This window comes from Sulfitobacter sp. GN1-4 (genome assembly GCF_055693825.1).
The window spans coordinates 511,583-522,500 of the sequence record NZ_JBVFUQ010000003.1 but is presented as its reverse complement, the minus strand read 5'-3'; the positions used below and the strand labels follow the sequence as shown (position 1 = coordinate 522,500).

The following is a 10,918-nucleotide window of genomic DNA, read 5'->3' as shown; positions in this document are numbered from 1 at the left end:
TCATCTGTTTGTTGTGCTTCAGCTACCAAAGTAACCGAAAGCCGTCCAAACAGTGAAGCTGACACTAGATCATCGGGTTGCCCCTACTAGCGCGATATACAGACGTTGATCCATCGAATGAACCAAACCGCCCACATATCTCTTCATGTTTCTTTCGTTTTCAAAGAGCGTAGAGACAAAAGAGACTGAGATGCGCCCTAACTTCTTTGGCGCGCCCCGCCCTAGTACCTCTGATATTTCTTCCGCTTTCCCGTCTCACCCCTCTGCGTTTCCGCTTCGTTGTGGTCTGTTTGGCGTCCCGTTGGTGCGTCTCAGCGCCGCCGGTGAGGGGGGTTCTACGGTTAGTGGGGGATACCCGCAACCCCTTTTTTCAAGAAAACCGCATTTTTTCTCAGAAACCTGATTTTTCCCGTAAAAACAGGGTATTAGATCGTGAATATTTCAAAATGAACGCGTTTGCAGCAGCTTTATTGCTCTGACCATAGGTCAGCTTCAGCCGGCAAATCCCTAGATATTGCGTTATCCACAGCCTTACCCCCAAGTGCGACCCAGACTCAGACCGTTTGCGCGAACATTTTCGCCCCGGTTCAGGTGAATCGCGGGGTGACTCGCCCCAGATTCTGCTGAATCACCCCAAAATAATCTGCCAGCTTGGGTGATTTTTCCGATTCAGGGGCGATTCACATGAACTGGGAGGTGGCCCAACAAGAGATTCCCCTGCGAGTCGCCCTGAGTCTGCCTTCTAAAGCGGCAAATCTCAGGCTGTGCGGCGCAATACCTTGGGTGTCTTCTTAATACGCAGCGCCAGCAGCCCCAGAATCACGACCATATATAGAAGTGGTTCAAGCTGGATGCCCTTGGCGAGCCAGACATAGTGCAGCCCCCCAGGATCACGGCCGGGTAGGTCAGCAAATGCAGTTTGCGCCAAGACGCCCCCAAACGGCGCACCGACCAGTTGTTTGATGTCACCGCCAAGGGCAGCATCAAAACCAGGCTGGCCATGCCAATGGTAATATAGGGACGTTTGATAATGTCCTGCACCACCCGGTCCAGCGTTTGGACATCCAGAAACGCCCAGACCGCCAGATGCAGCACAACATAGGTAAATGCCAGAACGCCAAAGGTGCGGCGGAACTTGATCAGGTTCAGGCCAAAGAAACGCCGCAGCGGCGTAATGCACAGACCGATAATCAAAAGCTGCAGCGCAATCTCACCATAATGGTGTTCAAGCGGCTTTACCGGGTCCGGCCCCAACCCCCCGGTCAGCGCCAGATAGAAGTAGTAAGGGGCGGGTAGTATATAGAGTATATAGACAGCCCAGGTGGGGATCCGCCGAAGCCCGCCATTGATGCGCTCTATTATACTCACGCTGTCTTCCCTGCCGCGCCTTAGTAGAACTCTCGCAGGTCCATCCCCTCATACAGGGCGGCAACATCTTCTTCATAGCCGTTGAACATCAGCGTCGGCTGGCGCTTGGCAAACAACCCGCCCCCCACAACACGTTCAGAGGCCTGCGACCACCGTGGATGATCCACGTTCGGGTTCACATTACTATAGAAACCATATTCCCGGCCCAGCGCCTTGTTCCAGCTGGTGGGCGGCTCATCTTCGGTCAGCGTGATGCGCACGATGGATTTGATCGACTTGAACCCGTATTTCCACGGCACCACCAAACGAATGGGGGCACCGTTCTGGTTGGGAATGGTCTTGCCATAGATCCCGGTGGCCATAATCGTCAGCGGATGCATCGCCTCATCCAGGCGCAGCCCCTCAACATAGGGCCAGTCCAACGTGGGAAAGCGCACGCCGGGCATTTCGTCAGGACGGTAGGCGGTTTCAAAGGCCACATATTTCGCACCGGACTGAACACCGACCATGTTCAACATATCCGCCAGCTCAAACCCGTTCCACGGGATGATCATCGACCACGCCTCAACACAGCGGAACCGGTAGATGCGTTCTTCAACCGTCATCTGTTGCAGGATGTCGGCGAAATTGTAGGTGCCAGGCTTGTCCACCAACCCGTCGATCTCAATCGTCCAGGGCTGCGTGGTCAGCATATGCGCATACTTGGCCGGGTCATCTTTGCGCGTGCCGAATTCATAGTAGTTATTGTAAGAGGTGATGTCGTCCCAGGAGTTGGGCTCCAATTCACCGGCGGCGGCATCGGCACGGCCCGCAATCCCGGCCAGGCCTACACCTGCCGCAGCACCCGCAATCAACTGACGCCGGTTCAGATAGACCGCCTCTGGCGTGACATCAGCAGCAGTCAGTTTGTTTGTCCAACGGTGGGCCATGGGTGCTCCTCTTACCTTGTCTGATCCTTAGGTAGGTCCAGTTGCGTGCACCGCCAAACCCAAAGCCACTTCATTACAGCGATCACACCGACTTGTCAGACTTGGTTACACAGCGCCGGTTGCGCGACATTCTGCCACTATGGGCAGAAACCGCAAACTTTCGGTGAACCAAACCCGCCCCTCCTGCGTATCTTTCACGATGCAACAGTACGCATCTGACCATTCACACAAAGGAGAATTCTCATGTTTCGTACAACTGCACTTTCCGGCATTGCCGCCCTGCTGATCGGTGGCGCTGCCATCGCGGGTTCAAACAAAGCCGATATCGTCGATACCGCTGCAAGTGCCGGTTCCTTCGGCACCCTGCTGGCTGCGGCTGAGGCTGCTGGCCTGGTCGACACCCTGAAAAGCGAAGGCCCCTTTACCGTCTTCGCCCCCACAGACGCAGCTTTTGACGCTCTGCCCGAAGGCACGGTGGAATCCCTGCTCAAGCCAGAGAACAAAGACCAGCTGGCCGCGATCCTGACCTACCACGTGGTCCCGGGCAAAGTGATGTCCACAGACCTGACTGATGACATGGAGGCGGCGACGGTTCAGGGTGCCTCCGTCACCATCGATCTTGATAACGGTGTGATGGTCGAAGACGCCACCGTCACCACAGCCGATATCGAAACATCCAACGGCGTGATCCACGTGATCGACAAAGTGATCTTGCCAGCCTCCTAAGACCACCTCATCCGTTTGTGATGAACAGAACCCGCTGGCCACCCGCCAGCGGGTTTTTCTATGCGTTTGCGCCCCTCAGCCCTGGTGCGCTGTGAACCCCTCCGGGGTCAGGGCCAGATAAACACTGTCAAACCACTTACCACCGATCTGGATCGTGTTCTTTTCACGGCCCGTTTCTTGAAAGCCCAGCTTGCCCAGCATCTTCAGGGAAACCGCATTGTCCGGATCCACATCCGCAGTGATCTGATCCAGCCCCAACGCGTCAAACCCATGTTGGATCACCGCGCGCGCCGCCTCTGTGGCATAGCCCTGCCCCCAATGATCAGGATGCAGAATATAGCCAATCTCTGGCATATCCCACAAACCCATCTTGCCGATGACATGGCCCCGCAGCTCAATCGCCAACTCCAGATGCTTGGCGGGATCAGCAGCACTCATCCCGGCAACCAGCTTTCGGGTCTGCTCAACGCTCTCGTGGGGCAGCGTGCTCCAATACCGCATCGCGCGCGGGTCAGAAAAAACCGCGTGCAGCGCATCCACATCCGCCAGCGTGACGGGGCGCAGGATTAGGCGTTCTGTGCTCAGGCGGGTCATGGGTTTCAGTTAGCGTCAGTAACGCGCAGCTGTAAAGCACGCGCCAAGCTCCAAAACGCAAAAGGCCGGGGTCTCTGCCCCGGCCTTCCGCTCACGTATATATAAGAGTGCGCTAATGCACCGTGGCATCATTGGGCTTGTCCCGATTGCTGGCCGCAACCCGGTCCCCGATGATCAGCCCTTCGCTGCCCGCACTCACGCTAACACGGTCGCCGTCCCGGATGTCGCCGGCCAAAAGCATCTCCGCCAGCGGATCTTGCAACGCGCGTTGGATCACCCGCTTAAGCGGGCGCGCACCAAACACCGGGTCATAGCCTTCGTCTGCCAGCCAGGTCTTGGCCGCGTCCTCCAGCTCAAGCGCAATCTTGCGCCCGGCCAAGCGTTTCAACAAACGCGCCAGCTGGATGTCCACGATGCCGTTCATATCCGCCCGGCCCAATCGGTCAAAGATGATGGTCTCATCCAGACGGTTCAGGAACTCAGGCCGGAAATGTGCGCGCACCGCATCCATCACATCGCGCCGGGCTGCGGCCATATCGCCGCCTTCGGGCAGTTGGCTCAGCGCCTGCGCGCCAAGGTTCGACGTCAGGATAATCAGCGTCTGCTTGAAATCCACCGTGCGGCCCTGACCATCGGTCAGCACCCCGTCATCCAGAACCTGCAACAACACGTTGAACACATCCGGATGCGCCTTTTCGACCTCATCAAACAGCACCACCTGATAGGGCCTGCGCCGCACCGCTTCGGTCAGTACACCACCCTCATCATAGCCAACATAGCCCGGAGGCGCACCGATCAGACGCGCCACGGCGTGTTTCTCCATGAACTCCGACATATCAATGCGCACCATTGCGCTGTCATCATCAAACAGGAACTCAGCCACCGCTTTGGTCAGCTCGGTCTTGCCGACGCCGGTTGGCCCCAGAAAAAGGAAACTGCCCAAGGGCCGGTTTTCATCATTCAACCCCGCCCGCGCGCGGCGCACCGCATTGGCCACGGCTTTGACCGCCGCATCCTGGCCAATCACCCGACCATGCAACGTCTCTTCCATGCGCAACAGCTTGTCGCGCTCGCCTTCCAGCATCTTGCCTGCGGGAATACCGGTCCAGCGCTCAACCACCGAGGCGATCTGTTCGGGGCGCACGGCCTCTTCAACCATCATGCCGTCTTCGTTGGATTCAGCCGCTTCCAGCTCTTTTTCCAACTGCGGGATCACGCCATAAGAAAGCTCCCCCGCCTTGGCCAGGTTGCTTTCGCGTTTGGCGATGTCCAGATCGGCCCGCGCGCGGTCCAGCTGTTCTTTCAAATCGCGGGCCGAGGCCAGCTTGTCCCGCTCCGCTTGCCAGTTCGCTGTCATCTCAGCGGCGCGGTCCTTCAGATCGGCCAGCTCCTTTTGCAAGGTCTCCAACCGGTCTTTTGAGGCCGCATCATCCTCAAGCTTCAACGCCTCTTCCTCGATCTGCATCTGCAGGATCTGACGGTCCAGCGCGTCCAGCTCTTCGGGTTTGCTGTCGACCTCCATGCGCAACCGGCTTGCGGCCTCATCCATCAGGTCGATGGCCTTATCAGGCAAAAAGCGATCAGTAATATAGCGGTGGCTCAAGGTCGCTGCAGAAACCAGCGCGGAATCTGAGATGCGCACACCGTGGTGCAGCTCATACTTCTCTTTAATGCCGCGCAGGATCGACACGGTGTCTTCGACCGTTGGCTCTTGTACGATCACCGGCTGGAACCGGCGGGCAAGGGCTGCGTCTTTCTCCACGTGCTTGCGGTATTCATCCAGGGTGGTGGCCCCCACACAGTGCAACTCACCCCGCGCCAAGGCAGGTTTCAGCAGGTTTGAGGCATCCATCGCCCCATCCGCTTTGCCCGCGCCCACAAGCGTGTGCATCTCATCAATAAAGAGAACGATCTCACCCGCGGCTTCGGTCACTTCGGTCAGCACCGCTTTCAGCCGCTCCTCAAACTCACCGCGATATTTCGCACCGGCAATCAGCGCGCCCATGTCCAGCGACAACAGCCGCTTGTTGCGCAGGCTTTCTGGCACATCGCCATCCACGATGCGCAAGGCCAGCCCTTCGGCAATCGCGGTCTTACCCACGCCAGGCTCACCAATCAGCACCGGGTTGTTCTTGGTCCGGCGGCTCAGCACCTGCATGGCGCGGCGGATCTCTTCATCCCGGCCAATGATCGGATCAATCCGACCTTCAAGCGCCCGCGCGGTCAGATCGGTGCTGTATTTCTTGAGGGCTTCATATCCGTCCTCCGCGCTCGCCGTGTCGGCGGTGCGGCCTTTGCGGATGTCATTGATCGCAGCGTTCAGACCCTGTGCCGTCACCTTGCCCGCATCCAGCGCATCCTTGGCACCGGATTTGACCATGGCCAGCGCCATCAGGATACGCTCCACCGGGACAAAACTGTCACCGGCTTTCTTGGCGATGGCTTCGGCCTCGGCCAGAACCTTGGTGGTTGTGGTGTCCAAATAGATCTGCGCGGCATCGCCCGTCACCTTGGGCATCTTGCCCAGGCTCAGCGCCAGCGCGTCGCGCACGCGGGCGGCATTACCACCAGAGGCCGCGATCAGATTGCTCGCCAAACCCTGTTCATCATCCAACAGCGCCTGCAGCACATGCTCAGGCGATAGCTTTTGATGATCTTCGCGGGTGGCAATGGTTTGCGCGGCCTGAATGAAACCACGCGATCTTTCCGTGAACTTGCTCAAGTCCATGGCTCTCTCCTTTTGTTAAGCGCCCGATTGCTTTGCGCCCGCTCGGCGGCACGCGTGTTTTGGGCCTCGGAATAAATGTGGGGAATGGTGTTTTGCATTCAAGATGACGGATCCGTGAAACTGCCAGTAATCAGGCGAAAATTGCGCGCCCTCAACAGCTTACCAAACGCCAAATTTACAAATCCGTTACAAACCGGGCAAGTTTCCGCTTACGCGGGGACGCGCTCACCACCTCGCAAGATACTGATAAATAACAATCATTCCTAAGCCTACATAAAGTTGACCCGCTGTGACGCCGTTTAAGCGGGGTTAACCTTTTAATCCTGATTCTTGAGCCACATATCTAAAAGAGACGAGCAATAATTGAGGTAAACGACATGTACACCTGCCCCATCCAGTTGAAAGATGTGCGGTACAACGCGGCCAGCCAGAGTTTTGAGGCGGCCGTCACGGTGCACGACAACGCAACAGTGCGCACCTATGCCTGCGCCATCGCAGCCCCCATCTCCATGGGCTTTGCCGAAGCCGCAACCGGTCTGAGCAAACAGGCCATCCGCCGGCATCAGCAACGCGGCGGGCTGTTCTCTGAGGCGGATCGCCCGCTGGTGCCCCAGCGCGCTGGCCGCCCTGGTGTGGATCCCGTCGCCTGGCTGAAAAAGATGATCGACCGGCCCGAACGGGCAGCGGCCTGAGCCACAGGAGTGACGCAAACCGGGGTTTATTCCCCTGTTTTGCGCCCCCCGCCATCGCCATCTTTCCTACAGGGCCCACGATAAGGGCCAGGCACCGGAGGCGTTATGCAAGTTAAAACAGCAACCCCAGAGCACGTACATTACAACCCCGCAAACGGCAGTTTTGAGGCCTTGGTCACGCTGCACACAGATACCGGCACCTACCGCTATCCTTGTGCGTTTGAAGGGCCGTTGAATATGCCACTGACCATCGCCGCGCATCGGCTGAGCCAGCAGGCCAAGCAACGCCATGCCGCGCGCGATGATCTGCGGGCCCGAACCCCCGTGGGGTCTGATCAGGCCACCGTCCCCCGAGCCGCCTGATCCCTTGACCTCACCCCACCAGTACGGCAGGGCAACCCCATAGCCTTGCCGTACTGGAGATCCCCATGTCTGATGACCGCCTGATTGTCGCCCTCGATGTTCCCAACGCCCTTGCCGGGCTGGAAATGACCACCAAGATCGGCGCGGCGGTGTCGTTTTATAAAATCGGCTTGGGGATGCTGACCGGCGGCGGTCTGGCACTGGCCAATGAGCTGAAACAGGACCACGGCAAGCGCATTTTTCTCGACATGAAGCTCTTTGACATCGGCGCAACGGTGGAAGCGGCGGTGCGCGGGCTGGCGCAGTTTGATCTCGATTATCTGACCGTGCATGGCGATCCTTACGTGGTGCGCGCCGCCAAAGAAGGTGCCGCCGGATCGGGCTTGCAGATCCTGGGCGTCACAATCCTGACCTCACTGGACCGGGCTGATCTGGACGCTGCTCTGATCACGCAAGGCGATGTGGCCGATCTGGTGCTGACCCGTGCCGCCCGCGCGTTTGAGGCCGGAGCGGACGGGGTCATTGCCTCCCCCCAAGAGGCCGCCGCCATCCGCGCCCTGCCAGAGGCTGCGGGCAAAAAGATCATCACCCCGAGGGTGCGCCCGGCGGGCGCTGATCTTGGAGATCAAAAACGGGTCGCGACCCCGGCAAGCGCCATCGCCGATGGTGCCGATCACATCGTCGTCGGCCGCCCCATCTGGCAAGCGCCAGACCCGCAAGCGGCCGCTCAGGCCATCCTCGACAGCCTGCCGTAAACCCCGCGTTAATCGATTTGCACAGAAAAGCAGCAGAATTCTGTGGATAAGATTCGGGTGTCGCTGTGATCTCTGCGGGTTTGCGCGGAGTTATCCACATTTCAACTTGTGACTGTGCCAAATACAGCACATTTCCGGCCTTGGCCCGCGGGTCAGGTATTCATGACTATGGGAAATTTCGACCAAGTGGTAAGTTTACCTTAGGTGATACTCCCCGACGAACTGGATCTTCCTGATGTTCGTCACCTCCCCCCGCTTAAGGCAGCGGGGGGCTTTCTTGCAAAAGCTATCGTTTGATCACGCGCGGATGCGCCTGAGGCTGCTGTTGTGGGGGCTCTACCCCGTCGCGCAAGCGCGACTCCCCGGAATTGTAGTTGGAAAGATGAAGCCCTTGGTGCGCGTCACATGTGCTGCGTGTCACAGGGGGCTGCGTGTCAGGCGGATCCGCTCTTGGAAGTGCGGGATGGCCTTGGGGTGGGCCAGATAGGCCGCCGGTGACATCAGCATCCAGCCCTGCCCCTCATCCCCAAACCGGACCTCATCTGCCAGGGTGCTGGGCAGATGCGCCACGAAGAACCAGGTCACGCCTGCCGTGCTCACAAAGCGGCGTTGCAGGGCGATGGCGGCCAAAGGCACGGCCAGCCCCAGCTCTTCTGCGCATTCGCGCGCAAAGCAGGCAAAGGGGTTTCCCCTGCTTCGCGCCCGCCGCCTGGCAGATCCCAATGTCCGGCCCAGGCCAGGCCGGGGATGTCATCGCGCAGGATCACGGCCAGCGCATCGCCTAAGAAAAGGGCGCCCTTTGCCCCGCCGAAATCCTCTGCCCAAACCATGTTCAACCGTTTCAAAACGCCATATGATAACAGCATAGCAGAATGGTGCCCCCATGCCCGCCCTTTGCCGCGATTGCCTGACAGAAATCCCCGCACAGCGCCGCTGCCCTGCCTGCGGCAGTCCGCGTGTGCTGTCACACCCCGAACTGCAAGAGCTGTCTATCGCGCATATGGATTGCGACGCCTTTTATGCCTCGGTTGAAAAACGCGACAACCCTGAACTTGACGGCAAACCCGTGATCATCGGCGGCGGGCGGCGCGGCGTGGTTTCAACAGCGTGCTATGTGGCCCGCATCCGCGGCGTGCGGTCGGCGATGCCGATGTTTCAGGCGCTCAAACTGTGCCCCGATGCGGTGATCATCAAACCGCGTATGGAGGCCTATGTCGAAGCCTCCCGCGCGATCCGCGCCATGATGGAAGAACTGACGCCCGCCATTGAACCGCTGTCGCTGGATGAGGCGTTTTTGGACATGACCGGCACCGCCCGGCTGCATGGGGCCGCCCCTGCGGTGATGCTGGCCCGGCTGGTGCGGCGCATGAAGGATGAGCTGGGCCTCACAGGCTCCATCGGTCTGAGCCACAATAAATTCCTGGCCAAGGTGGCCTCTGATCTTGATAAACCGCATGGCTTTTCGATCATCGGCAAGGCCGAGACGCAGAGCTTTCTGCGCGACAAACCGGTCAAGCTGATCTGGGGGGTGGGTGCGGTCAGCCAAGACGCGCTGGAGAAAGCTGGGGTGCGCACCTTCTCTGATCTGTTGCGCTGGGAAAAGGCGGATCTGGTGGCCCGCTTTGGCGGCATGGGCGAACGGCTGTGGCATCTGGCGCGGGGCGAAGACCGGCGCCGCGTGTCGGCCCATGAGCCGGTGAAATCCATCTCAAAGGAAACCACCTTTGGTGAGGACACGGCAAACCGGGACATTCTGGATGGCCACATCTGGCGGCTGTCCGAACAGGTGGCAGACCGCGCCAAGGCCAAAGAACTGGCCGGGCGCATCGTGACGCTGAAACTGAAGCGCGCTGATTTCAAAACGCTCACCCGGCGGGTGTCGTTGCACGATCCCACCCAGCTGGCCGACCGCATCTATCGCCATGCCCGCGCGCTGTTTGACCAGCTTGAGGATGAGGGCCCCTTTCGCCTGATCGGCTGCGGCATCTCTGATCTGAGCGCAGGAGAGCATGCCGATATGGAAGGCGACTTGCTTGATCCGGGGGCGGAAAAACGCACACGGGCGGAACGGGCGACGGATGCGATCCGCGACAGGTTCGGCAGCAAAGCCATTGTGAAAGGCCGCGCGCTACGCTGATCCTTGGCTGCGGCCCAGATCATAACAGCGCTTGAGCAGCGCATCCCGCCGGGCCACAGACCCGGTGGACCCGCAGAGCAGCTCAAGATGAAAGGGCCTGAACCCGAAATAGCCAAAGGTGCCTTTCGCCCAGGCCGTTTGCATCGCCTCCAGATAGCCCAGCGCCTCGATCTCATCTGACCGTGCGCCCGCAGGCACCAACAGCATGCCAGGCCGGGCCGGTTGCAGCGATTTTTCGCGGTCATCCAGATCATTATAGGCCCAGTCATAGGACCACACCCGGTCAATCCAGCCTTTCATCATCGCGGGCATGCCCCACCAGAACAGGGGAAACACCAGACAAATCGCATCAGCGCGCGCAATGCGCTCTTGCTCACGTCCGATATCTGTCTCAGGGGCTGCTGCGCCACTGCGCGCGATGTCGGCCTCAGACCAGCGGGGGTCAAAGCCTTCGGCATGCAGATCGGCCAATTCCACCTGATGTCCCGCGTCCTGACACCCGGCCATGAAACGCGCCGCGGCTGCGGCACTAAAAGATCCCGGTGCGGGGTGGTCCAAAACGGTCAAAACATGCATGTCAGCCCCCTTTCTACTGGCGCCTTACGGCACCTTGGGGGCTCAACCCC

The 10,918-nt window shown here is 59.4% G+C and carries 11 protein-coding genes and 1 pseudogene; 5 read left to right on the top strand and 7 right to left on the bottom strand.

Annotation, left to right across the window (positions count from 1 at the left end):
- Window positions 1-757 precede the first annotated feature (757 nt).
- Both msrQ and msrP read right to left on the bottom strand, forming a co-directional pair.
- Window positions 758-1,362, bottom strand: a pseudogene (gene msrQ / locus ACZ1HM_RS03150) (protein-methionine-sulfoxide reductase heme-binding subunit MsrQ).
- 26 nt (window positions 1,363-1,388) lie between these two features.
- Window positions 1,389-2,297, bottom strand: a complete 909-nt coding sequence (gene msrP / locus ACZ1HM_RS03145) for a protein-methionine-sulfoxide reductase catalytic subunit MsrP (RefSeq protein ID WP_472741157.1) — start codon at window positions 2,295-2,297, stop codon at window positions 1,389-1,391.
- Window positions 2,298-2,540: 243 nt separating this feature from the next.
- Between msrP and ACZ1HM_RS03140 the strand changes: the two genes are divergently transcribed.
- Window positions 2,541-3,023, top strand: a complete 483-nt coding sequence (locus tag ACZ1HM_RS03140) for a fasciclin domain-containing protein (protein WP_472741156.1) — start codon at window positions 2,541-2,543, stop codon at window positions 3,021-3,023.
- Between the two features lie 75 nt (window positions 3,024-3,098).
- On the opposite strand, the gene ACZ1HM_RS03135 is transcribed toward ACZ1HM_RS03140, so the two are convergent.
- Together ACZ1HM_RS03135 and clpB are read right to left on the bottom strand one after the other, a co-directional pair.
- Complete coding sequence (locus tag ACZ1HM_RS03135; protein ID WP_472741155.1) at window positions 3,099-3,617, bottom strand: GNAT family N-acetyltransferase; 519 nt, start codon at window positions 3,615-3,617, stop codon at window positions 3,099-3,101.
- 112 nt (window positions 3,618-3,729) lie between these two features.
- A complete protein-coding gene (clpB, locus tag ACZ1HM_RS03130; RefSeq protein WP_472741154.1) occupies window positions 3,730-6,345 on the bottom strand; it encodes an ATP-dependent chaperone ClpB in 2,616 nt (871 codons plus the stop codon).
- A gap of 377 nt (window positions 6,346-6,722) precedes the next feature.
- On the opposite strand from clpB, the gene ACZ1HM_RS03125 reads away from it, so the two are divergent.
- From ACZ1HM_RS03125 to pyrF, 3 genes are all read left to right on the top strand, one after another.
- Window positions 6,723-7,037, top strand: a complete 315-nt coding sequence (locus ACZ1HM_RS03125) for an orotidine 5-phosphate decarboxylase (protein WP_472741153.1) — start codon at window positions 6,723-6,725, stop codon at window positions 7,035-7,037.
- Window positions 7,038-7,142: 105 nt separating this feature from the next.
- Window positions 7,143-7,400, top strand: a complete 258-nt coding sequence (locus ACZ1HM_RS03120; RefSeq protein ID WP_472741152.1) for a hypothetical protein — start codon at window positions 7,143-7,145, stop codon at window positions 7,398-7,400.
- A gap of 65 nt (window positions 7,401-7,465) precedes the next feature.
- Window positions 7,466-8,155, top strand: a complete 690-nt coding sequence (gene pyrF / locus ACZ1HM_RS03115) for an orotidine-5'-phosphate decarboxylase (RefSeq protein WP_472741151.1) — start codon at window positions 7,466-7,468, stop codon at window positions 8,153-8,155.
- 417 nt (window positions 8,156-8,572) lie between these two features.
- Here pyrF and ACZ1HM_RS03110 read toward each other — a convergent pair whose 3' ends face one another.
- A complete protein-coding gene (locus ACZ1HM_RS03110; RefSeq protein ID WP_472741150.1) occupies window positions 8,573-8,740 on the bottom strand; it encodes a hypothetical protein in 168 nt (55 codons plus the stop codon).
- Between the two features lie 11 nt (window positions 8,741-8,751).
- On the bottom strand, window positions 8,752-9,021 hold the full coding sequence (locus tag ACZ1HM_RS03105; protein ID WP_472741149.1) for a hypothetical protein: 270 nt from the start codon (window positions 9,019-9,021) through the stop codon (window positions 8,752-8,754).
- Between the two features lie 17 nt (window positions 9,022-9,038).
- Here ACZ1HM_RS03105 and ACZ1HM_RS03100 point away from each other — a divergent pair, with 17 nt between their 5' ends.
- Window positions 9,039-10,292, top strand: coding sequence for a DNA polymerase IV (locus ACZ1HM_RS03100; protein ID WP_472741148.1), 1,254 nt, complete (start codon window positions 9,039-9,041; stop codon window positions 10,290-10,292).
- On the opposite strand, the gene ACZ1HM_RS03095 is transcribed toward ACZ1HM_RS03100, so the two are convergent.
- Complete coding sequence (locus ACZ1HM_RS03095; protein ID WP_472741147.1) at window positions 10,284-10,868, bottom strand: NAD(P)H-dependent oxidoreductase; 585 nt, start codon at window positions 10,866-10,868, stop codon at window positions 10,284-10,286. The genes ACZ1HM_RS03100 and ACZ1HM_RS03095 overlap by 9 nt on opposite strands.
- Window positions 10,869-10,918 lie beyond the last annotated feature (50 nt).

Excerpts from the sequence above, each read along its gene's own strand:
- msrP (WP_472741157.1), bottom strand. The coding sequence starts at position 2,297 with ATGGCCCACCGTTGGACAAACAAACTGACTGCTGCTGATGTCACGCCA.
- ACZ1HM_RS03140 (WP_472741156.1), top strand. The coding sequence starts at position 2,541 with ATGTTTCGTACAACTGCACTTTCCGGCATTGCCGCCCTGCTGATCGGT.
- ACZ1HM_RS03135 (WP_472741155.1), bottom strand. The coding sequence starts at position 3,617 with ATGACCCGCCTGAGCACAGAACGCCTAATCCTGCGCCCCGTCACGCTG.
- clpB (WP_472741154.1), bottom strand. The coding sequence starts at position 6,345 with ATGGACTTGAGCAAGTTCACGGAAAGATCGCGTGGTTTCATTCAGGCC.
- ACZ1HM_RS03125 (WP_472741153.1), top strand. The coding sequence starts at position 6,723 with ATGTACACCTGCCCCATCCAGTTGAAAGATGTGCGGTACAACGCGGCC.
- ACZ1HM_RS03120 (WP_472741152.1), top strand. The coding sequence starts at position 7,143 with ATGCAAGTTAAAACAGCAACCCCAGAGCACGTACATTACAACCCCGCA.
- pyrF (WP_472741151.1), top strand. The coding sequence starts at position 7,466 with ATGTCTGATGACCGCCTGATTGTCGCCCTCGATGTTCCCAACGCCCTT.
- ACZ1HM_RS03105 (WP_472741149.1), bottom strand. The coding sequence starts at position 9,021 with ATGCTGTTATCATATGGCGTTTTGAAACGGTTGAACATGGTTTGGGCA.
- ACZ1HM_RS03100 (WP_472741148.1), top strand. The coding sequence starts at position 9,039 with ATGCCCGCCCTTTGCCGCGATTGCCTGACAGAAATCCCCGCACAGCGC.
- ACZ1HM_RS03095 (WP_472741147.1), bottom strand. The coding sequence starts at position 10,868 with ATGCATGTTTTGACCGTTTTGGACCACCCCGCACCGGGATCTTTTAGT.